The 26,451-nt window shown below is 69.8% G+C and carries 25 protein-coding genes; 15 read left to right on the top strand and 10 right to left on the bottom strand.

Translation table 11 applies throughout. The annotated features are described in order from the left end of the window. Nucleotides 1-55: 55 nt before the first annotated feature. A complete protein-coding gene (locus QWI33_RS03275) occupies nt 56-976 on the top strand; it encodes a LysR family transcriptional regulator (RefSeq protein WP_289954844.1) in 921 nt (306 codons plus the stop codon). A 10-nt stretch (nt 977-986) separates the two neighbouring features. Here the strand turns inward: QWI33_RS03275 and QWI33_RS03270 are convergent, their stop codons facing one another. Together QWI33_RS03270 and QWI33_RS03265 are read right to left on the bottom strand one after the other, a co-directional pair. Then, nucleotides 987-2,276 (bottom strand): YibE/F family protein, encoded by a 1,290-nt coding sequence (locus tag QWI33_RS03270; protein WP_289954842.1) that lies wholly within the window; start codon nt 2,274-2,276, stop codon nt 987-989. A gap of 165 nt (nt 2,277-2,441) precedes the next feature. Further along, nucleotides 2,442-3,224, bottom strand: coding sequence for a maleylpyruvate isomerase family mycothiol-dependent enzyme (locus tag QWI33_RS03265; protein WP_289954839.1), 783 nt, complete (start codon nt 3,222-3,224; stop codon nt 2,442-2,444). Between the two features lie 141 nt (nt 3,225-3,365). Between QWI33_RS03265 and QWI33_RS03260 the strand changes: the two genes are divergently transcribed. Further along, a complete protein-coding gene (locus QWI33_RS03260) occupies nt 3,366-3,968 on the top strand; it encodes a thiamine phosphate synthase (RefSeq protein WP_289954837.1) in 603 nt (200 codons plus the stop codon). Here the strand turns inward: QWI33_RS03260 and QWI33_RS03255 are convergent. Continuing rightward, nucleotides 3,933-5,279 (bottom strand): GH1 family beta-glucosidase, encoded by a 1,347-nt coding sequence (locus QWI33_RS03255; protein ID WP_289954835.1) that lies wholly within the window; start codon nt 5,277-5,279, stop codon nt 3,933-3,935. The genes QWI33_RS03260 and QWI33_RS03255 overlap by 36 nt on opposite strands. Nucleotides 5,280-5,599: 320 nt before the next feature. Between QWI33_RS03255 and QWI33_RS03250 the strand changes: the two genes are divergently transcribed. The 3 genes from QWI33_RS03250 (at nt 5,600) to QWI33_RS03240 (ending at nt 9,032) form a co-directional block, all read left to right on the top strand. After that, complete coding sequence (locus QWI33_RS03250) at nt 5,600-6,949, top strand: ABC transporter substrate-binding protein (protein ID WP_289954833.1); 1,350 nt, start codon at nt 5,600-5,602, stop codon at nt 6,947-6,949. 158 nt (nt 6,950-7,107) lie between these two features. Then, nucleotides 7,108-8,082 (top strand): carbohydrate ABC transporter permease, encoded by a 975-nt coding sequence (locus tag QWI33_RS03245; RefSeq protein WP_289954831.1) that lies wholly within the window; start codon nt 7,108-7,110, stop codon nt 8,080-8,082. Continuing rightward, on the top strand, nt 8,079-9,032 hold the full coding sequence (locus QWI33_RS03240; protein ID WP_289954828.1) for a carbohydrate ABC transporter permease: 954 nt from the start codon (nt 8,079-8,081) through the stop codon (nt 9,030-9,032). The genes QWI33_RS03245 and QWI33_RS03240 overlap by 4 nt, the downstream gene beginning before the upstream one ends. 55 nt (nt 9,033-9,087) lie before the next feature. On the opposite strand, the gene QWI33_RS03235 is transcribed toward QWI33_RS03240, so the two are convergent. Next, entirely contained in the window at nt 9,088-10,197 is a 1,110-nt protein-coding gene (locus tag QWI33_RS03235; protein WP_289954826.1) for a phospholipase D-like domain-containing protein, read from the bottom strand. 259 nt (nt 10,198-10,456) lie between these two features. Here QWI33_RS03235 and QWI33_RS03230 point away from each other — a divergent pair, with 259 nt between their 5' ends. The 6 genes from QWI33_RS03230 to dapB all read left to right on the top strand — a co-directional run bounded on the left by QWI33_RS03230 (nt 10,457) and on the right by dapB (nt 16,870). Beyond that, nucleotides 10,457-10,690, top strand: a complete 234-nt coding sequence (locus tag QWI33_RS03230; RefSeq protein WP_289954824.1) for a hypothetical protein — start codon at nt 10,457-10,459, stop codon at nt 10,688-10,690. Between the two features lie 70 nt (nt 10,691-10,760). Next, entirely contained in the window at nt 10,761-11,690 is a 930-nt protein-coding gene (locus tag QWI33_RS03225; protein ID WP_289954821.1) for a bifunctional riboflavin kinase/FAD synthetase, read from the top strand. A gap of 85 nt (nt 11,691-11,775) precedes the next feature. Continuing rightward, nucleotides 11,776-12,051 (top strand): 30S ribosomal protein S15, encoded by a 276-nt coding sequence (gene rpsO / locus QWI33_RS03220; protein ID WP_289954820.1) that lies wholly within the window; start codon nt 11,776-11,778, stop codon nt 12,049-12,051. A gap of 335 nt (nt 12,052-12,386) precedes the next feature. Next, nucleotides 12,387-14,840, top strand: a complete 2,454-nt coding sequence (locus QWI33_RS03215) for a polyribonucleotide nucleotidyltransferase (protein ID WP_289954818.1) — start codon at nt 12,387-12,389, stop codon at nt 14,838-14,840. Further along, nucleotides 14,841-16,139: a M16 family metallopeptidase gene (locus QWI33_RS03210; protein ID WP_289954816.1), complete on the top strand. Its 1,299-nt coding sequence runs from the start codon at nt 14,841-14,843 to the stop codon at nt 16,137-16,139. Further along, complete coding sequence (dapB, locus tag QWI33_RS03205; protein ID WP_289954814.1) at nt 16,136-16,870, top strand: 4-hydroxy-tetrahydrodipicolinate reductase; 735 nt, start codon at nt 16,136-16,138, stop codon at nt 16,868-16,870. The genes QWI33_RS03210 and dapB overlap by 4 nt, the downstream gene beginning before the upstream one ends. A 119-nt stretch (nt 16,871-16,989) precedes the next feature. Here dapB and QWI33_RS03200 read toward each other — a convergent pair whose 3' ends face one another. Both QWI33_RS03200 and QWI33_RS03195 read right to left on the bottom strand, forming a co-directional pair. Continuing rightward, nucleotides 16,990-17,811 (bottom strand): hypothetical protein, encoded by an 822-nt coding sequence (locus QWI33_RS03200; protein ID WP_289954812.1) that lies wholly within the window; start codon nt 17,809-17,811, stop codon nt 16,990-16,992. Nucleotides 17,812-17,961: 150 nt separating this feature from the next. Next, complete coding sequence (locus QWI33_RS03195; protein ID WP_289954808.1) at nt 17,962-18,648, bottom strand: LppM family (lipo)protein; 687 nt, start codon at nt 18,646-18,648, stop codon at nt 17,962-17,964. A 312-nt stretch (nt 18,649-18,960) separates the two neighbouring features. On the opposite strand from QWI33_RS03195, the gene QWI33_RS03190 reads away from it, so the two are divergent. Next, nucleotides 18,961-19,470, top strand: coding sequence for a DUF2752 domain-containing protein (locus tag QWI33_RS03190; RefSeq protein WP_289954807.1), 510 nt, complete (start codon nt 18,961-18,963; stop codon nt 19,468-19,470). Nucleotides 19,471-19,525: 55 nt separating this feature from the next. On the opposite strand, the gene QWI33_RS03185 is transcribed toward QWI33_RS03190, so the two are convergent. Next, the gene (locus QWI33_RS03185; RefSeq protein ID WP_289954805.1) at nt 19,526-20,347 is read right to left on the bottom strand and encodes a DUF4097 family beta strand repeat-containing protein; all 822 of its coding nucleotides are present in this window, start codon (nt 20,345-20,347) and stop codon (nt 19,526-19,528) included. Nucleotides 20,348-20,358: 11 nt separating this feature from the next. After that, nucleotides 20,359-20,850, bottom strand: a complete 492-nt coding sequence (locus tag QWI33_RS03180; protein ID WP_270114452.1) for a hypothetical protein — start codon at nt 20,848-20,850, stop codon at nt 20,359-20,361. Nucleotides 20,851-21,056: 206 nt separating this feature from the next. Here QWI33_RS03180 and thyX point away from each other — a divergent pair, with 206 nt between their 5' ends. The 3 genes from thyX to QWI33_RS03165 all read left to right on the top strand — a co-directional run bounded on the left by thyX (nt 21,057) and on the right by QWI33_RS03165 (nt 24,585). Further along, nucleotides 21,057-21,809 (top strand): FAD-dependent thymidylate synthase, encoded by a 753-nt coding sequence (gene thyX / locus QWI33_RS03175; RefSeq protein ID WP_289954801.1) that lies wholly within the window; start codon nt 21,057-21,059, stop codon nt 21,807-21,809. Nucleotides 21,810-22,000: 191 nt separating this feature from the next. Further along, nucleotides 22,001-22,894, top strand: a complete 894-nt coding sequence (dapA, locus tag QWI33_RS03170; protein ID WP_289954799.1) for a 4-hydroxy-tetrahydrodipicolinate synthase — start codon at nt 22,001-22,003, stop codon at nt 22,892-22,894. Then, nucleotides 22,894-24,585: a ribonuclease J gene (locus tag QWI33_RS03165; RefSeq protein ID WP_289954797.1), complete on the top strand. Its 1,692-nt coding sequence runs from the start codon at nt 22,894-22,896 to the stop codon at nt 24,583-24,585. The genes dapA and QWI33_RS03165 overlap by 1 nt, the downstream gene beginning before the upstream one ends. A gap of 206 nt (nt 24,586-24,791) precedes the next feature. Here QWI33_RS03165 and QWI33_RS03160 read toward each other — a convergent pair whose 3' ends face one another. Together QWI33_RS03160 and QWI33_RS03155 are read right to left on the bottom strand one after the other, a co-directional pair. Further along, nucleotides 24,792-25,478 carry a hypothetical protein gene (locus QWI33_RS03160; protein ID WP_289954795.1) on the bottom strand — a complete coding sequence of 229 codons (687 nt, stop codon included), beginning with the start codon at nt 25,476-25,478 and terminating at the stop codon, nt 24,792-24,794. A gap of 204 nt (nt 25,479-25,682) precedes the next feature. Then, nucleotides 25,683-26,384, bottom strand: coding sequence for an SDR family oxidoreductase (locus tag QWI33_RS03155; protein ID WP_289954793.1), 702 nt, complete (start codon nt 26,382-26,384; stop codon nt 25,683-25,685). Nucleotides 26,385-26,451: the final 67 nt, after the last annotated feature.

Genomic DNA, 26,451 nt, shown 5'->3' with positions numbered 1-26,451 from the left:
TCGAATGAGCATCATCGCAAGTATTTCTAGCTTTCGCCGAGGGTAAGATTTCCTTATGCTCGATGTGCGCCGCCTGCGGCTTCTCTACGAATTCGCGGGCCAGGGATCGATAGCCGCCACTGCCTCGGCGACCGGCCAGACCGCTTCGGCCGTCTCGCAGCAGCTGGCCGCCTTGGAAAAGGAGACCGGCGTGTCGCTCCTGGAGCGCACCGCCCGGTCGGCCCAGCTGACCGACGCGGGGCGCCGCCTCGTCGCCCACACCGCGCACATCCTCGAGGCGATCGACGCGGCCGAGACCGACCTGCTCGCCGAGTCCGCCGAGCCGCGCGGACGGGTCACCGTCACCGCGTTCCCCACCGTCGCCGTCGCCCTCGCGGGCCCGATCGTGCGCCGCCTGCGCCGCTACCCCGAGCTCCAGATGGTCCTGCTCCAGCAGCACACCGTCTCGGAGTCCCTGGCGCGCGTGCGGTCCGGCGAGATCGACCTGGCCCTCATCGACGACTGGTCAGGCCAGCGCCGCCCGCCCACCTCCGGCCCGCTGACCTTCCACCACCTCGTGAACGACCCGCTCGTGGCGGTCCTGCCGACCAAGCACCCCTTGGCGGCCAAGGAGGTCCTCTCGGCGCACGAGCTGGCGGGGGAGTCCTGGATCGCCTCCCCGGACGGCGAGCCGTCGCGCATGGCGCTGGCGCGGCTGTGGCGGGCCGAGGGGATCAGCGCGCCGGTCTCGGAGTTCGAGGGGCTCGACACGATCCTCACTTTGGTCGCGAAGGGCCTGGGAGTGACGGTGGCGCCGTGGATGGCCGCGGCCGAGCGCAAGGACGTGGCGGTGCGGAAGGTGGCCGAGGACCTGCCGGGCCGGGAGGTCTACGTGGTGCACCGGACGGCCTCGACGGGCCGCCCGGCGGTGATGACCGTGCTCCAGGCGCTGCACCAGGCCGCGCGGAAGCTGATGACCGCTGCGGAGCGGTTCTAGGAAGCGAGGCTCACCTGAGGTGCGAGGGCGGGTAGGGCGACTCGTCCTCGTCCCACGCCGCCGCCTCAGGGGCGGGCTTGGGCTTCGGCTTCTCCTTGGGGGCCTTGGGTGCCTTCGGCTGGGGGTTGCGCCGCGCGAGGTAGGCGGCGAGCCAGGTCGTGATCGGCACGGCCGCGATGAGGCCGAGCGTGCCGGCGACCGACCGCACGATCTCGGTGGCGACGAGCTGGCTCGTGAGCACCTGCTCCAGGGGCCGGTTCGCGGCGCTGATGAGCACCAGCAGCGGCAGGGACGCGCCCGCGTACGCCAGGACCAGGGTGTTCACGACCGAGGTCAGGTGGTCGCGCCCGACCCGCATCCCCGATGTGAACAGCCGCCCCGAGCTCCACTTCGGGTTGGCCTTCGCGACTTCGTCCACAGTGGCGGCCTGCGAGACCGTCACGTCGTCGATGACGCCGAGCGCGCCGATGAGGATGCCCGCCAGGAGCAGGCCCGACATGTCGATCGGGTACTGCAGCGCCAGGTTCGTGGTGTTCTCGTCGAGCACCCCGTTGAGCTTCGTGAGGTTCACGGCCGCCTCGGCCAGCAGCACCGTGACGATGAGCGACGCGAGCGTCCCGACCACGGCCACCGTGGTCGTGCGGTTCCAGCCGTGCCCCAGGTAGAGCGAGACGAGCATGATCGCGGCCGAGCCGACCACGGCGACGAGGATCGGCGAGGACCCGTCGAGCACCGCCGGGACCATGAACAGCAGCACCACGGCGAAGGTGATCCCGAGGCTCACCAGCGACCGCAGGCCCTTCCACCGTCCGAACGCGACCACGGCGAGCGCGAACGCGATCGCGAGCGCCCACAGCGCGCTGGAGCGGTCGTGGTCGATGATGTGGTACTGCTGGCCCGAGACGGAGTCGGGCGTGTGGAGGAGGATGACGTCGTCCCCGACCTCGACGACGGGAGCGCCTGGGCCGCTGGGGATGTCGACGATCGCCTCCTCGTCCGCGTGCTCGCCGGACAGCAGGCGCACGACCACGTCGCCGCACACGGTCGCCTGCAGCTGCTCGTTCAGCTCGGCGTCCGCCTCGTCGCACTCGGTCTCGTGCACCGCGAGCACGTGGCCGTCCACCTCGGTGCCGTACGCGTCGATCGCCTCGGCGTCGGCGACCCCGGAGGGCCACAGGAGGATCAGGCCGAGGATCGTCGCGGCCGCCGCCGGGACCAGGATCCACAGGGCGGCACGGGGTACGGCGTCGTTCGGGACGGCATGGCTGTGCATCGGCTGATTCGCGGCATCCTCGTTCACGACCGTGAGCTTACGATCCCCGCCCCCCGCCGCCGCGCAGCAGCGCGCCCGACCGAGTGCCGCTCGGATGCCGCAACTCCGCACCGCCCGGACAAATCGGACCGTGAGCAGTCGGCTACCAGCAGTTTCGGACTGTAGCGCTCCAGTCGCCCAGAGTCAGAAACGTCATACGTCCACCGGGTCGACCCAGCGGACCGCGGAGTAATTGCGCCACAAGTGGAGCAGTGCCGGGTCCCCGCGGACCAGCAGGTCGTCGAACGGCAGCCGGTTCCACAGCGCCAGGTACAAGAGCTCCACCGGGCCCTCGATGACGCAGTGCGGGGTCTCGACCTCGCTGAACGTCACGAGCGGACCCGTGTCGGTGGGGTGGATGTACCAGTCGCCGCGCCCCGGCGGCAGATCGGTGGCATGGATGTGGAGCACGGACGGGCGCAGCGCCCGCACCCTGCTCGACGGCCTGCCGTGGAACCCCAGCAGCAGCTCGTCGATGCCGTCCGCCGCGAACTCGGGACAGATCGGTGAGATCTCGTCGCCCCGGGCCTGCTCGGCGTCGACACGGTGGATGGTGGTCTCGTGGGCCTGCCTGCGGACCCAGAAGCGGCGCGACGACTCGGAGGGGAACTGCTGCCAGCACTGGAGCCCGCTCGGGGCGGCCTCCAGCACGGCCGCGAGCCGCAGCAGCCCTTCGCGGACCCAGTCGACCAGCAGGTCGTCGTGCGGCATGGGCCCCACGATGCGCTGGAACTCCTGTTTCCGTGGATCGTAAGGCAACGCTTCGCCCACGATCGCCGCCGCCCATCGATGGACGGTCCCGATGTGGGTCAAGAGATCCTTGACGTTCCATCCTGGGCAGGTGGGCACGCTCGCATTCAGCGCGAGTTCTCCACCAGCGACAGCGATCCGCTCCCCTTCGGTGCGCAGCCCGTTGATTTGATCGCCGATGTTCATCCCCTGAAGTTTCGCACCTGTGTCGCGAATTACGCAAGCTCGGACATCGGACCGATACATAAGTGTTAAAAGAGGAAGCCCTGGCGAGTAGGACGATTCGGGACTCCAACCCCACCGGCAGCACCCGGATAAGGTCGACCCGTGGACCACCGACTGCTCGTCATCACCGCGATCCCCGGCTGCCCCCGGCCGCTCATCGAGCAGATCGCCCTCGCCCTCCGTGGCGGACCCTTCGCACTCGTCCTGCGCGACAAGCACCTCCGCTGGGACGAGCGCGCCGCACTCGCCGAGGCGCTGCAGCCGGCAGTGGACGCGGCCGGAGGCCTGCTCATCATCGCCGACCCGGCCGCACCCGTCGCCGCCGCGCACCTCTCGCGCGCGTTCCCGGTGCCCCGGCCCCGCCCCGCGCTCGTCGGCCGCTCCGTCCACGCCGGCGAGCCGATCGACCCCGGCCTCGACTACTGCACCTACTCGCCGGTCTGGGCCACCGACTCCAAACCCGGCTACGGGCCCCCGATCGGGACCGACGCCCTGCGCGAGGCGTGCGCGGCGAGCCCGGTCCCGGTGTACGCGCTCGGCGGCGTCACCGGCCCCGACCGCGCCCTCGCCGCAAGGGAGGCGGGTGCGGCGGGGGTCGCGGTCATGGGCGCGGTGATGCGCGCCGCCGACCCGGAGCGCGCGGTGCGCTCGCTCCGGGCCGCGCTGGGGTTACCTGGTCAGGCCGTTGTCGGCGATGACCTTTGAGTAGAACTTCGCGCTGTCCTTGGGAGTGCGCTGCTGGGTGGCGTAGTCGACGTGGACGATGCCGAAGCGCTTGTCGTAGCCGAAGGCCCACTCGAAGTTGTCCATGAGCGACCAGGCGGTGTAGCCGCGCACGTCGGCGCCGGCCTCGATCGCGTCGTGGACGGCCGCGATGTGCGCGCGCAGGTACGCGACGCGCTCGTCGTCGTGGACCTCGCCGTCCTCGCCCGGCCCGGTCGGGTAGGCCGCGCCGTTCTCGGTGATCATCGTGGGCACGCCGTAGTCCTTCTGGATGCGCACCAGCAGGTCGGTCAGGCCCGTGGCGTCGACGGCCCAGCCCATGTCGGTGAACTCCAGGCCCTCCGGCGTGTAGGTCTCGATGCCGATCGTGCCCGGGCCGACGTCGCTCTCCGGCTCGCCGGGCTTCGCGCGCAGCCAGGTGGGGCTGTAGTAGTTGACCCCGAGCACGTCGATGGGCTGGTTGATGGTCTCGAGGTCGCCCTCTTGGACGAAGGACCAGTCGGTGTGGTGCCGGGTGCGCTCGATGACGTCGGCGGGGTACCGGCCGAGCAGGATCGGGTCAAAGAAGACCCGGTTCGCGATGCCGTCCACGACCCGCACGGCCTCTTCCTCGCCGCGGCACTGCGTGGGGTTGAGCACGATCGAGACCTGCTCGGCCCCGGCGGCGCGCAGCGACTGCACGGCGAGGCCGTGCGCGAGGTTCAGGTGGTGCACGGCGGCGAGCGCGGCGGCGGGCTCGGTGCGGCCCGGCGCGTGGTGGCCGTTGCCGTAGCCGAGGTAGGCCGAGCACCACGGCTCGTTGAGGGTCCACCAGGTGTGGACCCGGTCCGAGAGGCGCGCGCCGACGATGGCGGCGTAGTCGCCGAAGCGCTCGGCGGTCTCGCGCACGGGCCAGCCGCCGCGGTCCTCGAACGCCTGGGGGAGGTCCCAGTGGTAGAGCGTGGGCATCGGCTTGATGCCGGCGGCCACGAGCTTGTCGACGAGGCGGTCGTAGAAGTCCAGGCCCTTGGGGTTGGCCGGGCCGGTGCCGTCGGGCTGGATGCGCGGCCACGCGATGGAGAACCGGTAGGTGTCGACGCCGAGGGAGGCCATCAGGGCGATGTCCTCGTCGACGCGGTGGTAGTGGTCGCAGGCCACGGCCCCGGACTGGCCGCGCCAGGTCTTGCCGGGGGTCGCCGAGAACGTGTCCCAGATGGACTGGCCCCGGCCGTCCTCGGTCGCCGCGCCCTCGATCTGGTATGAGGCCGTGGCGGTTCCCCACAGGAAGCCCTGGGGGAAGGTCAGCTGCGTCATCGGTCGCACCTTTCGCGAACTATTCGGCTGTACTTCTGTAACAGCAGGCGGTTGCCGGGCCCCGGAATGATACGTCATTGGTATCGCTCCCATGAATTGGGTGGCGACAGATATCGATCCAATCCCGCCGGGTAACGATTCGGCAATGCACACTTGACAATCAGTGTTACCCAGAGCACCATTGCCAGCGTCGCCCCAACGGCGGGTGAGGCAGTCCCTACCTGGGGCGGAACCAGTGAGAGCGGTTCCCGGCAGGCAGGGACAGGGAGGCAGTCGGACTCGCCGGGGGCACCAACACCTGCGAAGAGAGGGAAACCCCGATGAGCAAGACGCGAAGAATATCCTGCCTTGCGGCTGCCACCAGTGTCACCGCGCTCGCCGTGGCGGCGTGCGGCGCCCCTGACGAGGGGAACGAACAGGAGAGCTTCAACATCCGCGGCGAGATCCCCGCGGCCGCCGAGGACTGCGCGCAGTACGACTCCTACGGCGACTTCGAGGACGAGACCGTCACCATCTTCGCCTCCATCCTCGACCAAGAGGCCGACGAGATGCAGGCCGGCTGGCACTACTTCGAAGAGTGCACCGGCATCAACATCGAGTACGAGGGCACCGGCCAGTTCGAGGCCGACATGAAGGTCCGCGTCGACGGCGGCACCGCCCCCGACATCGCGCTCTTCCCGCAGCCCGGCCTCATGTCCAACTTCAAGGACGACCTGGTCCCGGCCTCGCCGGAGCTCACCACGCTCGCCACCGAGGGCTGGTCGGAGGACTGGCTCGCCTACGGCACCATCGACGGCCAGCTCTACGCCGCGCCGAACTCGGCGAACGCCAAGTCGTTCATCTGGTACTCGCCGCAGTTCTTCGCCGACAACGACTACACCGTCCCCACCACGTGGGACGAGCTGATCGCCCTCTCCGACACGATCGCCGCATCCGGCACCACCCCGTGGTGCGCCGGCTTCGAATCGGGCGGCGCCACCGGCTGGCCGGGCACCGACTGGATCGAGGACATCGTCCTGCGCGAGGGCACCGACGTGTACGACCAGTGGGTCAACCACGAGATCCCCTTCAACGACCCGCAGATCGTCAGCGCGATCGACAAGGCCGGAACGGTGCTCCAGAACGAGGAGTACGTCTTCAACGGTCCGGACACGATCAGCTCCACCGCGTTCCAGACCGCCGGGCACCCGATCCTGAACAACGAGTGCGCCTTCTACCGCATGGCCTCCTTCTACGGCGCCATGTGGCCTGAGGACACCGTGGTCGCCGAGGACGGCGACGTGTTCGCGTTCCAGTTCCCGGAGACCGACCCGGCCGCCAACACCATGCTCGTCGGCGGCGAGTTCGTGGCCGCGTTCTCCGACTCCGAGGCCACCGAGGCCACCCGCCAGTTCCTGGCGTCGGAGCTCTACCACAGCACGCGTCTGCAGACCGGCCCGTGGAGCACCGCCCAGCAGGGCGTCGACCCGGCGGTCGCCACGACGCCGGTCAACGTGTTCGCCACCGAGATCCTGACCGACCCGGCCGTCACCGTCCGCTTCGACGGCTCGGACCTCATGCCCGGTGAGGTCGGCGCCTCGTCCTTCTGGACCGGCATCGTCGAATGGGCCGACGGCACCAAGACCTCGCAGCAGATGGCCGACGACATCGAAGCCTCCTGGCCGCAGTAGCCTGCCGCCTGCACAGCTGTAGATGAGCACGCCGAGCGGGACCGGACCGGTCCCGCTCGGCCCCATTGCACCCGCGGCACCGCCCGCGACCCGCCGATGGACCCGCTCGGTGCAGCTGGCAAGCCGTCATCAGGCAGAGACAACTGGAGTCGCACAACGTGGACATCTCCGATTACACCGACCGCTTCGGCCTCCTGGGCGTCGGCCTCGTCGCCTTCGCAGCGGTCCTGCTGGCCCTCTACGGCCTCGCCGAACTCGCCTCGCGCCGCGACCGCAGCCGTGCGGTCGCGCTCGTGTTCCTGGCCCCCGCCGTCCTGTTCCTCGTGGTCGGCCTCGTCTACCCCGCCATCCGCACCGTCGCCATGTCGTTCTTCTCCGGCGACGGCTCGGAGTTCGTGGGGATCGACAACTACACCTGGGCCGTCACCGACCCGGACGCCCTGAAAGTCCTCATCAACACCGTCCTGTGGATCGTCATCGTCCCGCTCGTGTCGACGGTGGTCGGCCTCGTCTACGCCGTCCTCATCGACGGCCGCAAAGGCGAGCGCGCCTACAAGGCCCTCGTGTTCCTCCCCATGGGCATCTCGTTCGTGGGCGCCTCCATCATCTGGAAGCTCGTCTACGAGTACGACCGCTCGGGCGACCAGATCGGCCTGCTCAACCAGATCCTCGTCTGGTTCGGCGGCGACCCCGTCAACTGGCTCAACGAGACCCCCTGGAACAACTTCCTGCTCATGGTGGTCCTCGTGTGGATCGAGGTCGGCTTCGCCACCGTCGTCCTCTCGGCCGCGCTCAAGGGCGTGCCCACCGAGATCGTCGAGGCCGCCCGCATCGACGGGGCGAGCCCCTCGGAGATCTTCTGGAACGTCACCGTCCCGTCGATCCGCTCGGCCATCGTCGTCGTCGCCGTCACCGTCTTCATCGCCACGCTGAAGCTCTTCGACATCGTGCGCGCCATGACCGGCGGCCACCACGGCACCGACGTCCTCGCCCACAACATGTGGGACCAGGCCTTCCGGCTCGGCAATGACGGACGCGGCGCCACCATGGCCGTGCTGCTGTTCGCGCTCGTCATCCCCGTCGTCATCTACCAGGTGCGCAACATGCGCCGCCAGGAACTGGAGACCCGATGAGCGTCGACACCAAAGCGCAGGAGCAGGCCTCCCGGATCGGCGAGACCCGCGGCGCGCGCCTGCGCCGCGTCCTCTCCAGCCGGGTCGCGAGCATCGTCGCCCTCGTCATCGCAGCACTGTGGACGATCCCGACCGCCGGGCTCTTCATCTCCTCGCTGCGCCCGGAGGACGACATCAACGAGACCGGCTGGTGGATGTTCTTCACCAACCCGGGCTCGGCCACGCTCGAGACCTACAACTACGTCCTGTACTCGAACACGCAGGGCGGCGGGCTCATCCGCAACCTCATCAACACGATCGTCATCACCATCCCCGGCGTGGTCATCCCGGTGGTGTTCGCGGCCATGGCGGCCTACGCGCTGTCCTGGATCGACTTCAAGGGCCGGAACTTCCTGTACATCGCGATCTTCGCGCTGCAGGTCGTCCCGCTCCAGATGGCGCTCATCCCGCTGCTGTCGTTCTTCAGCAAGGGCCTCCACGTGGGCGGCGTGACCATCACGCCCGCCTGGGAGCTCGAGGGCGTGAACACGATCGTGCAAGTGTGGATCGCCCACTCGATCTTCGGGCTGCCACTGGCGATCTTCCTGCTGCACAACTTCATGCGGGAGCTCCCCGGCGACGTCATGGAGGCCGCCCGGATCGACGGCGCCACCCACTCGCAGATCTTCCGCAAGGTGGTCCTGCCGCTGGTGACCCCGGCGATCGCGTCCATCGCGATCTTCCAGTTCCTGTGGGTGTGGAACGACTTCCTGGTCGGCCGCACCTTCGGCGGCGGCGAGGCCACCCGGCCGCTCACCGCGGTCCTCGGCGACATGGCCGGCAGCTGGGGCAACAACTGGACCCGCCTGCCGGCGGCGGGCTTCATCGCGATCATCGTGCCGCTCCTGGTGTTCCTGCTGCTGCAGCGCTACTTCGTGCGCGGTCTGCTGGCGGGCTCCGTCAAGGGCTGAGCGAGGCGATCACCGTGAGGGGAGGGGGCCGCGAGAAGGCCCCCTCCCCTCCGGTCTACCTGCCGCCGTTCCACAGTCGCTGGAAGTGCTCGGCGTAGCGGTCGGCCACGCCCTGGTCCGCGACCCGCAGCAGGTTGTCGTCCGCGTGCTTCAAGGCGTTGCCGCTGAGGTTGTGCGTCCCGGTCCACACCACCGCGCGGTGCGTCCCGCCGAAGCCCGCCTCGGCGACGATGTACTTGTTCCGGTGCGACGCATGCACCTTCACGTTGCTCGAGCCGAGCTTCTCCTCGATCCAGCCCGGACTCGACGTCTCCGCGTCGAGCACCACCACCCGCACGGTGCAGCCGAGCCCTTGGATCCGGTCGAGCTGGGTCCGCACGGCCGGGCGGTTCGACTGGAAGTTCGCGTGCGCCACCAGCACCCGGTCGCCCCAGGCGCACTCGGTGATCTCCGCGAGCTGGTCGGCGACCGCGTCGCTGCCGCGCGGGAACACCCACGCCCGCCCGAGGACGCTCCTGGTGCTCTTCTCCTTGTCGGTCCAGCCGTCCCAGTTCCCGGCGTACAGCCGGTTCCAGTACGACGTGTAGAAGTCGAACAGGCCCCGGTCGCCGTGGACGCCGAGGAGGTTGTGCGCCTGCGTCGTCTGCGACCACGTGAAGTTGAAGCTCGTCACCAGCACCGTGGGCGCGCCGCCCTGCTCGATGAGGAAGAACCGGTTGTGCATGGGGCCCTTGCGGGTCCCGAACGCGTTCGGCAGGCACGAGCCGGGGCACTGGCGGACCATCGCCCCGGCGGCCTTGAGCTTGCCGATCGCCGGGTCGTTCGCCGCCGGCCTGTCGGAGCGGGTGCCGAGCACGGCCCGCACGTCCACGCCGCGCTTCTCGGCGGCGACCATCGCATCGGCCAGCGGCGCCACGGGGGCGTCGAGCGTCCACTGGTAGACGGCGGCGCGGATCGTGTCGCCCGCCGCGGTCGCGTCGACCTGCCGGACGAGCTCGCTGACGATCGCAGTGTCCTTGGCGCCGTTGGGATCGGTGGCGCACATCGTGTAGCTGCCGGTCCGGGTGCAGCCGGTGCCCGCCGCGTCGGCCTCGGTCGCGGCGTTCAGGGTCAGTGCCGCGAGTAGTACGCCCGCCGCCGCCAAGGCGATGATGCTCCGGTTCATGCCGGTTCTCCGTTTCTGCGGTGCCTGGGACATGAACATGGCACGGGTTCGGGCGGTCGGCGGGCTTTCGGGCGGGTACCGGACGTTTCGCATGGTAGGGCGGTCACGGCCGTGTAATTTCCACGAGGGTGAAATGCGGTTGTTGTCAGGCGGATTCCTGGAAACGACGGTCGGATAGCCGACGATCTCTCAACAATTGATGGAGAGATCCCCACTCGCAATGCCGCTTCGACCAGTGCAGTCAGGAGTCATCATGAGTATGAGCGCCGCAGACGAACTGCCCGAGGAATTCCGCCGCAGCCTCTCTGAGCAGGCCCGGCAGGACCCCGACCACCTGGAACCGAAGATCCTCGCGGAGGAGCAGCCCCGGCTGGCCGAGCCCGCGAGCCCCGGGTGGCTCTTCATCGGCATGCTGCTGGTGGTGGCCGTGGGGGTGCTGCTGCTGCTCATCTTCGCCTCGGGCGGGAACGCCGACCAGTCGCTGATGCTCTAGGGAACACGCTTGCATCACTGCCGCCCCATCACGGCGCCGTCCGCGTTGCGGGAGTGGCAAGATCTGGACCGTGGAAACCTGGCGTGGAATAGACGCGACCCCTGAGGGCTGGCCCGCCTCCGTCGTCGCCATCGGCGTGTTCGACGGGGTGCACCGCGGCCACGCGGCCCTCGTCCGCACCGCCGTCAAGGCCGCAGCCGAGCGCGAGGCCCGCTGCGTCGTCGTCACCTTCGATCCCCATCCGACCGCCGTGGTCGCACCGCACGCGATGCCCACGCAGCTCACCGGCATCGAGCGGCGCATCGAACTGCTCGGCGCGCTCGGCGTCGACGCCGTGTGCGTGCTGCCGTTCACGAAAGAGCTCTCGCAGCTGAGCCCGGACTACTTCGTGCGGCACGTCCTGGTGGGCGGCCTGCACGCCAAGGCCGTGGTCGTCGGCGAGAACTGGCGCTTCGGCCACAAGGCCGCCGGCGACGTCAAGAAGCTCGCCGAGCTCGGCGAGGAGTTCGAGTTCGAGGTGCTGCCGCAGACGCTCACCTCCGATGAGGAGGCGTTCTCCTCGACCCGCGTGCGCGGCCTCATCGCCGAGGGCGACGTCGCCGGCGCCGCGGTCCTGCTCGGGCGCGACTACGGCATCGAGGGCACCGTGGTCCACGGGGCCGGGCGCGGCGGGACCGCCCTGGGCTTCCCGACCGCGAACATCGAGTGGACGCCGGGCGCGGCGATCCCCGCCGACGGGGTCTACGCGGGCTGGTTCCACCACGACGCCCACCGGCACGCCGCCGCGATCAGCGTCGGCACGAACCCCACCTTCGAGGGCACCGCGCGCACGGTCGAGGCGCACCTGCTCGACTTCGACGGCGACCTCTACGGCGAGCACGTCCGGCTCGACTTCACCGCCCGCCTGCGCGGCCAGATCACCTTCACCGGGATCGAGCCGCTCATCGAGCAGATCGAGACCGACGTCGCAGACACCCGCCGGGCTTTGGACCTGGGCTGACGCCCTGTTAGCCTGGACGGGTTGTTCACTTGACCAGCCTGCTCGACACCGCGGGTTGGCCGTAACCATGAAAGGGTGTTCGAACATGGCGCTCGACGCTGAAAAGAAGGCCGCGATCATCAAGGAGTTCGCGCAGTCCGAGGGCGACTCGGGTTCCACCGACGTCCAGGTCGCGATCCTGACGACCCGCATCCGCGAGCTCACCGGCCACGTCCAGGAGCACAAGCACGACCACCACTCGCGTCGTGGCCTGCTCCTCCTGGTCGGCAAGCGCCGCCGCCTTCTCAAGTACCTGAAGAAGGAAGACATCACGCGCTACCGTGCGCTCATCGAGAAGCTCGGCATCCGCGACAACGCCTAATCACGACTTGCAGATAGGGAGCGTCCCGCCCGGGACGCTCCCTTTCGCGTACCCCGCCCGAGTGCCTGTCGCGGCTCACTTTTGCTTCGCCTCTGCCGCCGCGTCGGCCGGATAACGTATGGTGGGGGCTGAGCACACGCTCGACCGCAGCGCCTCAGGGAGGCGCGGCGCGGCCCGCCAGAGACCGCCCCGGTCCTCGGTAGTGGCATCCGGAACGTCCCGCACGACGCGGGGCCGAGCTTCCGAGTGCTTCGATCGAAGACCGGAAAAGCGCGCAGGCGAGCCGCATTCCGAACGACGCAGTGCGATGCACTGCAAAAGGAGATCGACACTCTATGTCCGATAACGAACGGACACCCGAGGCCTTCAACCTCGGGGAGCACCACGCCACCGCCGTGATCGACAACGGCGCCTTCGGCACCCGCAAGATCGTCTTCAGCACCGGCCGCCTGGCCAAGCTGGCCCAGGGCTCCGCGATCGTCCAGATGGACGACACCGTCGTCCTCGCGACCACCGCGGCCTCGAAGAACCCGAAGGACCACTTCGACTTCTTCCCGCTCACCGTCGACATCGAGGAGCGGATGTACGCCGCCGGGCGCATCCCCGGGTCGTTCTTCCGCCGCGAGGGCCGCCCGAGCGAGAACGCCATCCTCACCTGCCGCCTGATCGACCGCGGCCTGCGCCCGTCCTTCGTGTCGGGTCTGCGCAACGAGGTCCAGGTCATCGGCACGATCCTCTCGGTCGACGCCCGCGACGAGTACGACGTGGTCGCCATGAACGGCGCCTCCATGTCGACCCAGCTCGCCGGCCTGCCCTTCTCGGGCCCGCTGGGCTCGACCCGCATCGTCCTCATCGAGGGCACCTGGGTCGCGTTCCCGACCCTGGAGCAGATCGAGAAGGCCACCTTCGACATGATCGTCACCGGCCGGGTCCTCGACTCGGGCGACGTCGCGATCATGATGGTCGAGGCCGAGGCCACCGACAACACGATCAGCCTCATCGCGGCCGGCGGCACCAAGCCGACCGAAGAGGTCGTCGCGAGCGGCCTCGAGGCCGTCAAGCCGGTCATCGCCGAGCTCGTGCGCGCCCAGGCCGAACTGGCCAAGGTCGCCGCGAAGCCCGTCGCCGACTACCCGCGCTTCCTGGACTACCAGGACGACGCGTACGCCGCCGTCGAAGCGGCCGTCTCGGCCGAGCTCGACCAGGCCCTGCAGATCGCCGACAAGACCGACCGCCAGGACGAGCTCGACCGCGTCAAGTCGGTCATGCTCGAGAAGCTCGGCGCGGACTTCGAAGGCCGCGAAGGCGAACTGGGCGCCTCGCTGCGCTCGCTCACCAAGAAGCTGGTCCGCAAGCGCGTCATCACCGAGGGCGTCCGCATCGACGGCCGCCTCCCGGCGTACATCCGGCCGCTCGCCGCCGAGGCCGGGATCCTTCCCCGCGTCCACGGCTCGGCCCTGTTCGAGCGCGGCGAGACCCAGATCATGGGTGTCACCACGCTGAACATGCTGCGCATGGAGCAGGCCATCGACACGCTGTCGCCGGTCAGCAAGAAGCGCTACATGCACAACTACAACTTCCCGCCGTACTCGACCGGTGAGACCGGCCGCGTGGGCTCGCCCAAGCGCCGCGAGATCGGCCACGGCGCGCTCGCCGAGCGCGCCCTCGTGCCGGTGCTGCCGAGCCGCGAGGAGTTCCCGTACGCGATCCGCCAGGTCTCCGAGGCGCTCGCGTCCAACGGCTCGACCTCGATGGGCTCGGTCTGCGCGTCCACGATGTCGCTCATGAACGCCGGCGTGCCGATCAAGGCCCCCGTCGCGGGCATCGCGATGGGCCTCATCTCCGAGGAGGTCGACGGCGAGACCAAGTACGTCACGCTGACCGACATCCTCGGCGCCGAGGACGCTTACGGCGACATGGACTTCAAGGTCGCCGGCACCGCCGAGTTCGTCACCGCCCTGCAGCTGGACACCAAGCTCGACGGCCTGCCGTCGGACGTGCTGGCCCAGGCGCTGCAGCAGGCCAACGACGCCCGCCACGCGATCCTCGACGTCATGCTCGACGCGATCAGCGAGCCGGGCGAGCTGGCCGCGACCGCGCCGCGCATCACGACCCTGAAGATCCCCGTCGACAAGATCGGCGCGATCATCGGCCCGAAGGGCCAGACGATCAACCAGATCCAGGACGACACGGGCGCGGACATCACCGTCGAGGACGACGGCACGATCTACGTGTCGGCGGAGAACGGCGAGGCCGCTCAGGCCGCGGTCGAGACGATCAACGCGATCGCGAACCCGACCCTCCCGAACGTGGGGGACCGGTTCCTGGGCACCGTCGTCAAGACCACCGACTTCGGCGCGTTCATCTCGCTGACGCCGGGCCGCGACGGCCTCCTGCACATCTCGAAGGTCGGCGACGGCAAGCGCGTCGAGCGGGTCGAGGACGTGCTGAGCGTCGGCGACAAGGTCGAGGTCGAGATCGGCGACATCGACAACCGCGGCAAGATCTACCTGGACAAGGTGTACCCGGAGGGCCAGGAGCCCGAGGGGTACAAGAAGGGCCGTCCGGCCGAGCGCAAGGAGTCCCGCGGGGACTCTCGCGGTGACCGGGGCGACCGCGGCGACCGCGGCCCGCGCCGCGACCGCGAGCGTTCCGGCGGCGGCGAGCGCGGCGAGCGCCCCTCCAGCGGTGAGCGCGAGCGCACCGGCGAGCGCGGTGCTTCGAGCGACGGCGAGCGCCGCCGCCGCCGCACCCGCCGCAGCGACGAAGGCGGAGGCTCGGAAGAGTAGATGAGTCGACCCCAGACTCACACGCTGATTGACGATCCGCTGGGCGGCACGGTCCGAGTGACCGTGCTGCCCGGCGGTTTGCGTGTGCTCACCGAATCCGTTCCGACCATGCGCTCCGTTTCGGTGGGCGTGTGGGTCGGCGTGGGGTCCCGCGACGAGGCCCCCGAGCTCGCCGGCGTCTCGCACTTCTTGGAGCACCTGCTGTTCAAGGGCACCGAGAAGCGCACCGCCACGGAGATCGCCGAGGCCGTGGAGGCCGTCGGCGGCGAGTCGAACGCGTACACCGCGCGGGAGCTGACCTGCTTCTATGCGCGCGTGCTCGACGACGACCTGCCGATGGCCGTCGACGTGCTCGGCGACGCCATGTGCAACTCGCTCGTGACCGCCGCCGACGTCGAGGTGGAGCGCGACGTGATCCTCGAGGAGATCGCCGCGTCCGCCGACGAGCCGTCGGATGTGGTGCACGAGCTGTTCTCGCTGGCGCTGTTCGGCGAAGGCGCCCTGGGCCGGGACATCGCGGGCGACCCGGACACGGTCCGGGCGCTCACGCGCGACCAGATCTTCGACTTCTACCGGCAGCACTACCGGGCCCCGAACCTGACGGTGTGCGCGGCGGGCGGGGTCGACCACGCCGAGACCGTGAAGCTCGTGGCGGAGGCGTTCGCGCCGATCCTGGGCGGCGCCGAGGTGCCGCGCCAGCGCCGCCACGACGAGGACGTGCTGCCCGCGCCGGTGCCGCTCATGGTGGAGCACCACGACACCGAGCAGGCGCACCTGGTGGTCGGCTGCCGCCTGTTCTCGCGGCACGACCCGCGCAAGGACGCCTTCGAGGTGCTGAACAACATCCTCGGGGGCGGCATGTCCTCGCGGCTGTTCCAGTCGGTGCGCGAGCGGCGCGGCCTGGCGTACACGGTGTACTCGTTCTCGACGTACTTCGCGGACACGGGCATGTTCGGCGTCTACGCCGGCTCCAACCCGGACCGGGTCCACCAGGTCCGCGACCTGGTGCTCGCCGAGCTCGCGAAGGTGGCCGCCGAAGGCGTCACCGAGGCGGAGCTGCGGCGCGGCCAGGGCATGAGCAAGGGCGGCATGGTGCTGGCGATGGAGGACTCCGGTTCGCGCATGAACGCGCTGGGCCGCGAGGAGCTGCTGTACGGCGAGCACACGACGCTGGAGCGGGACATCGCCGACATCGAGGCCGTGACGGTGGAGCAGATCAAGGCGGTGGCCGCCGAGATCCTGACGCAGCCGATGACGACCGTGGCCGTGGGGCCGTTCGACCAGGGGGATTTCGCATGATCAAGGTGGGTGTGCTCGGCGCGCACGGACGCATGGGCAAGGCCGTGTGCGAGGCGGTCGACGCCGCCGAGGACATGGAGTTGGCGGCGACCGTGGACCGGGACGAGTCGCTGGACGCGCTCGCGGGCGTCGACGTGGTCGTGGACTTCACGCTGCCCGACGTCGTGATGGGCAATCTGGAGTGGTGCGTCGAGCACGGCATCCACACCGTGGTCGGCGTGTCGGGCTTCGACGCGAAGCGCTTGGAGGCCGCCCGCGAGATCATCGCGGCGGACCCCGAGGTCGGTTCCGTGATCGCCCCGAACTTCGGGATCGGCGCGGTCTTGATGATGCAGTTCGCTGCGAAGGCCGCCAAGCACTTCGACTCGGCGGAGATCATCGAGTCGCACCACCCGCGCAAGGTCGACGCGCCTTCGGGCACGGCCGTGCACACCGCGCGCGTGATCGCGGCTGCCCGCGCCGAGGCCGAGCTGCCGGACATGCCGGACGCGACGGAGACGGACCCGCAGGGTGCGCGCGGCGCTGAGGTCGAAGGGGTGCGGATCCACGCGGTCCGCTCGGCGGGGTACGTGGCGAGCCAGGAGGTGCGCTTCGGCGGCCCCGGTGAGCGGTTCGCGATCAGCCACGACTCGCTCGACCGGGCCTCGTTCATGCCGGGCGTGCTGCTGGCGGTGCGCGAGGTCGTGAAGCGACCGGGTCTGACGGTGGGTCTCGACGACCTGCTCGACTGAACTCAGCAGAACCAGAGCTCATCAAGACCAGAGCTGCTTGAACACCAGAGCCGTTTGAGCACCAGAGCGACGAATACGAAAGGGCCCGCCGGAAGGCGGGCCCTTGTTCGTTGCCTCCGCTACTCGATGGCGGGGCTTTCGCTGACGGTGTCGTCCTGCGGTGTCGGGCTGGGGGTCGCCTCGGAGCCGCCGGACCCGGTGTCGGGCGTGGTGGGCGCGCTCGGCGACTCGGTGGTCGCGGACTCGCTGGGGGAGGTGCTCGACGAGGGCGCCTCGGAGGTGGGCGTCTCGCTCGGGGACCCGGATTCGGTGGGCGCCTCGGAGGTCGTCGGGCTCACGGGGGCGTCGCTCTCGATGTGGGTCTCGGTGATGGTCACCTGCGGGTTGTTGGTGATGAACCGGTCGGGCTCGCCGGTCAGGGCGCCGAGGACGTAGAGGGCGCCGACGGTGAGGGCGAAGACGAGGACGCTGGAGATGAGGATGGCGACGAGGGCCCGCTTGTTCGACTGGGTCTTCGTGAGGTGGCCCTCGGGCGCCGGTTCGGCCGGGATCACGATGACGTCGGTGTCGGCCGCGCCGACGGAGCCGGTGGCATCGGCCGTGCCGGCGTCGCCGGGCCGGCCGGCGAGAACGGCCGTCTCGTCCCCGGGCTGTTCGGTGCCGGGGAGCTTCGCGGTGGCCGTGACCTTCTCGGCGCCCATCTCCACGGTCGCGGCCGTGACCTTGCCCCTGGCGACCGGTGCGAGTGCGGTGATCTGCGATTTGATCTTCTCGCCGGTGCGGCGCATGGCCCGGAGGATGAGGACGGCGCCGATGGAGGAGCAGACGCTCAAGACCGCGGTGCCGGCGAGGGTGCCCCAGAGGCCGAGGAGTTTGGCGAGGACTGCGCCGAGGACGGTGGCGCCCGCGGCGGCGAGGACCTGCCCGATGCTCAGTTCCATGCTGGGGTCGTGTTGCTTGTGCCCCTTGCTCTTCGACTCGTACTGAGTCACCGACCCTCCCCGCTGGTGTTATAGATCCGTTATGCCGACAGGCTCACCAGAATACGGGCCGTGTGGAACACGGCTACGGTTTGTGCTGGAGCTAACGGCTCACGCAGACGGGTTGCCGACGGAGAAGCGGCGCAAACGCGTCCACTGCCACAGCCACAGCAGCCCGCAGACGACCAGCAGGAACACGATGCCCGCTATGAGGAACGCGACGCCGTCGTTCGCGACGGCGGTGGCGTTGAGGTCGTACTCCTCGCCGGGGGTCATGGTCCAGGTGACGGTGCGGCCATCGAGGGTGCCGTTGTGCTCGGTGACGCGGGCGGGGAAGTCGACGCTGAGGAGGATCTCGGCGTCCTCGAACGCGGTCGGGTCGAGGAACCCGGCGGCGCGCAGGTCCCAGTGGCCCTCGAGGCCGTATTCGCGGCCGGTGTGGTCGAGGCGGAGGTAGCCCCAGTCGTCGCCGCCGAACTCCGCGAAGTCGGCGAGCGGGCGGTCGGTGAAGGTCGCGGTGTAGCCGCTGTAGCCGTCCTCGTCGTACGGGGTGCGCTCGGTGCCGGGCACGCCGTCGAGGAGGGCGTCGAGGAACGCGTCGAGCTGCGCCTGGTCCAGGCCCTCGTCGGCGGCCTGGGCGACGAACTCGTCGCTCCAGGCGGCGGTGAACTCGCCGCCCACGGTGTCGTCGGGGCGGACCTGGAGGCCGAGGTCGAGCCGGAGGCACCCGGAGGTAGCGACGAGCAGCCCGAGCGCGGCGGCGACGGCGAGCGCACGGCGAGTTTGCAGACCCAGCATGACCTGAGCCTAGGCCCGGAAAAGCGCCGCTTCGGCGGTTTCGACCGACTCGGGAGGAGCGGAATGTCGTACCCGTACGCCATCCTGTTTTCGGGGGCCCTGAAAACGAGCCCCGGTCCCTCCGGCCGTGCCCGAGAAACCGACGTGAGCGCGATGCGCTGCCCGCATGCCGCCCGATCCAGGTGACGCCTGCGAGCCATCGATCGGGGGGCGTCCGGGAACCCCGAGGAACGGGCCCCGATCCCCTCCCGCCGTGCCCGCCGAACCCGACCCGCTCACCCGTTCCCGTTAGGCTGTCGGGGAGGAGGCGATGTGTGCGCAGTCGATGAGGCCACGCTGGCGTCAGAGCCCGGTCAGGGCCCGCCCGAATCCAAGCGCGGCAACCCGGTGCAGCGCTGGGTCGCCGGCGTGCTCGGGCACCCCGCGTTCGCGCCGCTCGCGATCCTCGGCTGCTTCTCGGCCGCCGCGGCCGGGATCGTCGTCACGGACCCGACCGACAACACCGGCCCCAGCACCTGCCTGTTCAAGATCGCCACGGGCTTCGACTGCCCCGGCTGCGGCGGCACCCGCGCGTTCTACTACCTCGTCACCCTCAACCTGCCCGAGGCCGCGCGCCACCACCTCATGGCCGTCTTCGCCGCCCCGTTCATCGTCTGGATGTACCTCGCCTGGGCCCTGCCGCGCCTCGCCCCGCGCCGCACCTGGCGGCTCCCGACCTTCCACCTCACCCCGAACGCCCTCACCGCGTTCCTCATCGTCTGGGGCGTCTTCTTCATCGCCCGCAACCTGCCGTGGGAGCCGTTCAGCTTCTTCTACGTATGAGAAAGGCCCGGCCGCGCGAGCGGCCGGGCCTCATGTGGGTGTCGGATTGCAGCTGTTACGCGTAGGCGCTCGCGCGGTGCAGGTAGATGTCGCCCGAGACCGAGCGGGCCCGCACTTCGAGGCTCGTGCCCGTGCTCGACGGGGCCGGCGAGGTGTCGCCCGTGGCCAGCTCGGAGGTGACCGAGCCCGCCTTGGCGTCCAGGTCGACCCAGATGTCCGTCCCGGGGATCACGCCGAGGCTGATCCGGCCCGAGACCGTGTTCGCCTTGACCGAACCGGAGCGGAGCGCGCTCAGCTCGATCCCGCCCGAGAGCGTGTTCACGTTCGCGTTCGAGTCGAGCCGCTCGGCCGTGATCGAACCGGCCACCGTCTTCGCGGAGAAGTCCCCGCCGACGTGGTCGGCCCGCACCTGGCCCGAAGCGGTGTTCGCCCGGAAGTCCTCGACCGCGTCGATGACGCTGATCGAACCCGAGACGGTGTTCGCGCGGACGCTGGTCGCGTTCTCCACGGTCGCCGACCCGGCGACCGTGTTGATCGAGACCGCGCCGAGCTTGCCGTGCAGGCTGATCGGCGCCGACGTCGTCTTGACCGAGATCTCCGAGCGGACCGGCACCTTCACCGAGAGGTGCACGCCGATCTCCTTGCGGAAGAACCAGTTCTGCGCCTTCTCGGGGGCCACGACGCGCAGGTGCCCGTTCTCGAACTCGACGCGCGCCAGGTCGGCGGCGTCGGCGTCCCCCTCGGTGCGGCGCTGCGCGGGCTTGACCTCCACGAGCACCGTGTCGAGCTCGTGGGAGGTGACGGTGACCGAGCCGTCGGCGAGGGTGATCGCCGCCGTGATCGGCCCGTCATGGGTGAATTCGGTGTACTCGTTCATGCTCGGTGCTCCTAAGCCCTGGCGTAGCCGGTGATGCGCTGGCTGTACTTCGCGCCGGCGGGCTGGCCCGAAGTGCGCGAGATGTGGACGGCGTTGTTGATCGCGCGCACCAGCCAGGCGTTGACCGAGGCGCCGTCCGAGGAGGCCGCCTTCTCGACGTCCTCCTTCAGCGACTCGGGAAGACGCAATGTGATGCGGGCGACGTCGTCGTCCACCGGCGGGGCCGGAGGCGGCGCGATCTCGGCGGTCTCGCCGCCGCTCACCCGCAGGTCCACTTCGCGGCCGCGCACGCGCAGGTCGACCGAGGCCGAGGAACCGGCCTGGTCGAGGCCCGCGGTGATCTCGGCGGCGGCCTCCGAAAGGGCTTCCATGAGCGCCAGGCGAGCCCCCGCGTCGAGCGCCTCGGACAGCAGTTCAGCGGTCCGCGCGGCTTCCTCGCCACCGGGCGCGGCGGCAGCGGTGAGGCTCCGGCGGAGCGATTCGATATACGGCGTCAAGTCCATGACACCATGGTGACATCATTTCTGACGTCTGTCAAGCGGCGTCATAGAACCAGACAGTGCGATCCGAACCACCACCCCCACCCGCACACCGACCCGACACCCCCCGAAGCCGGGCGCGTGCCGGACCACACTCCGCAGCCGAGTACCCTCAGGGAGTCGAGAACCAGCAATAACAGGCACCGAACACGAAACGAGGGGGAGCGGGGATGCCCGAAATCGTACCGATGGACGTCCAACTCATCGCCTGGACGCACTTCGAGTCCCCGGCCGACGTCCCCTGGGAGACGGACGCCGACGGCGGCCAAGCCCTCGCCGAATTCGCCGGACGCGCCTGCTACCAGTCCTGGAAGAAGCCCAACCCCAAGACCGCCACGAACGCCGGATACCTCGAGCACATCCTCCAGGTCGGCCACCTCTCGGTCCTCGAGCACGGCACCGTCAGCTTCTACCTCAGCGGCATCTCCCGCTCCCTGACGCACGAGCTGATCCGCCACCGCCACTTCTCGTACTCCCAGCTCTCCCAGCGCTACGTCCCCGAACGCGACGCCGCCATGGTCGAACCCGACGCCATCGCGAACGACCCCGAACTGCACCAGCGCTTCCTCGCCGCGGCCGAAGCCGCCCAGAGCGCCTACAACGACCTCCTCGAAGGACTCGAGAAGCAGTTCGCCGACGTCGCCAACCCCACGCTGCGCCGAAAGCAAGCGCGCCAAGCGGCGCGTTCAGTACTCCCCAACGCCACCGAGACCCGCATCGTCGTGACCGGCAACTACCGCGCCTGGCGGCACTTCATCGCCATGCGCGCCTCCGAGCACGCCGACGTCGAGATCCGGGCGCTGGCCATCGAATGCCTCAAGCAGCTCAAAGAGAAGGCCGCCAACGTCTTCGCCGACTTCCAGATCACGAAGCTCGACGACGGCACCGAGGTCGCCTCCAGCCCCTACGTCACCGAGGGCTAGAGCCGCGGGCAACTTCACGCACCACCGGGCAACGCTCGCAAGGACCGCCGAGCGGGCCGACCACAGGCCCGCAAGGCCCCATGAGCGCCGTTTCAAGGTGGCGCGGCGAAAAAACTTGAGACAGTTACAAACGCAGCGAGCGGCCGGGCGCAGGCGCCCCGGCCGCCGGACCAAGCATTGGTGAAAGCAACATGCGCAACGCAACGCGCCCCTTCGGGCGAACACTCGCGGCCATGATCACGCCGTTCACGCCCTCGGGCGAACTCGACGTCCCCGGCACCGCCGCCCTCGCGCGCCACCTCGTCGACGAGCAGGGCTGCGAGGGCCTGGTCGTCAACGGCACCACCGGCGAATCCCCCACGACCACCGACGCCGAGAAGACCCAGGTCCTGGAGACCGTCCTCGAAGCCGTCGGCGACCGCGCCCACATCATCGCCGGGGCCTCCACCTACGACACCCGCCACTCCGTGCGCCTCGCCCAGGACGCCGAGAAGGCCGGCGCCCACGGGCTCCTGCTCGTCACCCCCTACTACAACAAGCCCACCCAGGCCGGCGTCGTCGCCCACTTCACCGCCATCGCCGACGCCGCCGACCTGCCGGTCATGCTCTACGACATCCCCCCGCGCTCGGTCATCGGCATCGAAGAGGAGACCTTCCAGCGCCTCGCCGAGCACACCCGGATCATCAGCGTCAAGGACGCCACCGGCGACCTCGCCAAGGCCCAGCGCGTCCGCGCCGCCACCGGCCTCGCCTTCTACTGCGGCGTCGACGAACTCAACCTCGCCGCCTACGCCACCGGCCAGGTCGGCATCGTCTCCGTCGTCGCCCACCTCATCGGCAAGCACCTCAACGCCATGTTCGACGCCTACGACGACGGCGACACGGCCAAGGCCTCCGAGATCAACGACCGGCTCCTGCCCGCCGTCACCGCCCTCATGGGACGGGGACCCGGGGTCATCGCCGTCAAGGCCGGACTCGCCGGCCAGGGCGTGCCCGCCGGCGAACCCCGCCTGCCGCTCCTGCCCGCGGACGACGCGCTCGCCGCCGACATCGCCACCGCCCTCGCCGACCTGAAGGAGGCCTGATGGGCCTGACACGACCCAAGAACCTCGGCGCCCCGGGCGCCCTCCCCGAAGGGGCGCTGCGCGTCATCCCCCTCGGCGGACTCGGCGCCATCGGACGCAACATGACGCTCTTCGAGTTCGAAGGGCGCCTGCTCATCGTCGACTGCGGGGTGCTCTTCCCCGACGTCGACCAGCCCGGCGTCGACCTGATCCTGCCGGACTTCACGCAGATCCTCGACCGCCTCGACGACATCGAGGCCATCGTCGTCACCCACGGCCACGAGGACCACATCGGCGCGATCCCCTACCTCCTGGAGCACAAGAACGACATCCCCGTCGTCGGCTCCAGGTTCTCGGTCGCCCTCGTGGAGGCCAAACTCCGCGAGCGCCGCATCAAGCCCGCCGGGATCGTCGTCGCCGAGAACGAGACGCTGCAGCTCGGGCCGTTCGGCTGCGAGTTCCTCGCCGTCAACCACTCGATCCCGGACGCGCTCGCCGTCGCGATCCGCACCGATGCCGGCCTGGTGCTCCACACCGGCGACTTCAAGATGGACCAGCTCCCGCTCGACGGCCGCATCACCGACCTCGCCGGCTTCGCCCGCCTCGGCGACCAGGGCGTCGACCTGCTCCTCTCGGACTCCACGAACGCCGAGATCCCCGGCTTCGTGACCTCCGAGCGCCAGATCGGGCCCGTGCTCGACCGGCTCTTCGAGGACGTCAAGGGCCGCATCATCGTCGCCTCCTTCGCCAGCCACGTGCACCGCGTGCAGCAGGTCCTGGACGCCGCCTACGCGCACGGCCGCAAGGTCGCCTTCGTCGGCCGCTCCATGGTCCGCAACATGGCGATCGCCCGCGACCTCGGCCTCATGGAGGTCCCCGAAGGCCTCCTCGTCAGCATGGACGAGGCCGTGCGCCTGCCCGCCGACGAGATCGTCTACATGTCCACCGGTTCGCAGGGCGAGCCGATGAGCGCCCTGGGCCGCATGGCCTCCGGCGACCACCGGCACATCGCCGTCGAGCCCGACGACACGATCATCCTCGCCTCGTCGCTCGTGCCCGGCAACGAGACCGCCGTGTACGGCGTCATCAACCGCCTCGCGCGCACCGGCGCCACCGTGATCCACAAGGACGTCGCGAAGGTCCACGTCTCCGGCCACGCCCCCGCGGGCGAGCTGCTGTACGTGCTCAACGTCGTCAAGCCCTCCAACATGATCCCGGTCCACGGCGAGGCCCGGCACCTCCAGGCGCACGCGCGCCTCGCCATCGAGTCCGGGGTCCCGGCCGACCAGGTCATCGTCATCGAGAACGGCGACGTCGTCGACCTGATCGACGGCCGCGCGCGGCTCGTCGGGAACGTCCCGAACAACCTGATCTATGTGGACGGCCTCTCCGTGGGCGACGTCGGCGAGCCGGTGCTCAGCGAGCGCCGGATGCTCGGCGACGGCGGCTTCATCGCGGCCACGGTGGTCATCGACTCCGAGAACGGCAAGATCGTCGGCGGCCCCACGGTCTCCGCGCGCGGGTTCTCCGAGGACCCCAAGGCCTTCGACGGCGTCCTGCCGCTCATCGACGACGCCATGGAGCGCGCCGCCGTGGACGGCATCACCGACCCGCACCAGCTCCAGCAGATCCTGCGGCGCACGGTCGGCAAGTGGGTCAACGACACCTACCGCCGCCGCCCGATGATCGTGCCGCACGTCCTCGAAGTATGAGGGGACGCTTGAGGCGCAGTCTCGGGGTATGAGTGGACGCATGAGGCGCAGTCTCGGAGTATGAGAGAACGCCTGAGGCGCAGTCTCGGAGTATGAGGACGCGAGCAGCGCAGTCGGAAGTCCGAGGCGCGCACGTCTCGAAGCAAGCGAACGCAAAGCGGCGGGGCCGCGTCCGATCGGACGCGGCCCCGCCGCTTTCTCGACGCCTACTGCTGCGGGTTGTGGCCCGGCCAGGCGTTGCCCGGCTGTTGCTGCTGCGGGGGCTGCGGCTGGACCGTCATCTGCATGGTCTGCGGCGGCTGCTGCTGGTACGGCTGCTGCGCGTACTGCGGCTGGGCGGGCTGCTTCGGCGGCGACCAGCGCATGAGGAAGATGCTGGCGGCCAGGAGCGCGGCGGCCAGGATGTAGAGCCAGATGCCGCCTCCGGCGCTGGCCTTCACATCGATGTCGGCGTCCTCCCAGGCCTCGCTGCTGAAGGCGTTGTTGAACTCGATGACAGGGTGGAGCGCGGCGGCGATGGTGATCGCGGCCAGGCCGATGCCGCCGAGCTTGGCGGCCCACTGGAGTCCGGGCTTGACGCCGGCGGCGGCCCAGCCGGCGAGGACCGCGAGGACGAGCGCGGGGGCGAGGCCGGGCAGGCCGACCCCGGCCGTGTCGATCCCGAAGACGCCGACCTCGTCGGCGTCGCTGCCGCCGAACGAGACCTGCGGGATGAGGGAGCCGATCGCGATGAGCAGCAGGCCGGCCCCGGCGAGGCCGAGTCCGATCGGCGTCGGGCGGTCCGGGCCGCTCGGGAGGAGCTGCTGGTAGACCGGCTGCGCCTGCGCCTGCGCCTGCGCCTGCGGCTGGCTCGGCTGAGGTTGGGCAGAGTAGTGGGCTGCGGGGTCGCTCAAAGGAGTGATCACACCTAACTGCGCATCATGGTGAGGACGGGTCACCTTGTCGGACATGGGGCATGCCGTTCCACATCCTAAAGGGTGCTTGCCAGTCGCGAGATTCACTCGCGTCACAAGGGTGTAGGGGCGATGTCGTACCCCCGCGCTATTTTTGTGCCAGGGGTCCCTTAAGGGGGATTTATCAGCTTAAAGCAGGATTTGCTAGCCTTTCGCGCGGAATGGCAGCGGGTTCGGCGGTTCGATGCGGAGCTCGTTGACCACCATGTCCTCGGGGGAGTTGAGGAGGCCGATGATGGTCGCCGCGATCGACTCCGGGCTCGTCGCGCGGGCCGGGTCGTAGTCCGCGCCGTACTGCTCGCGCACACTGCGCTGCATGTCCGTGGCGAAATGCGAGGGGTACACGCTGGTCACCCGCACCCCGTTGGGCTGCTCCTCGCCACGCAGCGAATCCGCCAGCGCCCGCAGCGCATGCTTGCTCGCCGCGTACGAACTCCACTTCGGCCCCGCGTTGAGCCCCGCACCCGAGTTGACGAAGACGACGTGGCCGCGCGCGGCGCGCAGGGCCGGGAGCAGGGCGCGGGTCAGCTCGGCCGGGGCGGTCACGTTGATCGTGAGCGTCCGCTCCCACTGCTCGAGCGGCTGCTCGGCGACGGCGCCGAGGTGGGCGATCCCGGCATTGTGGATCACGGCGTCGAGCCGTTCGAGGCCGAGTGCGGCCACCGCGTCCGCGATCCCCGCCGGCTCGGCCAGGTCGAGCACGAGCTTCCGGTCGTGCGACACACCGTCCAGAGCGGACTCGCTGCGCGCGTGCGCGATCACCGTGTCGCCGCGCGCGGTGAGCTGCTCGGCGAGGGTGCGGCCGAGTCCACGGCCCGCGCCGGTCACCAGAATCGTTTTCGACATGCCGTCACATTAACCGTTTTCATGGTTGCCTTCGGGCCGACTCCGCTCGGGATGAGGGCGGTAACGT

It is taken from the genome of Glycomyces tritici, from assembly GCF_030403505.1.
The sequence above is the reverse complement of the archived record's forward strand: the minus strand, read 5'-3'. Positions and strand labels throughout refer to the sequence as shown.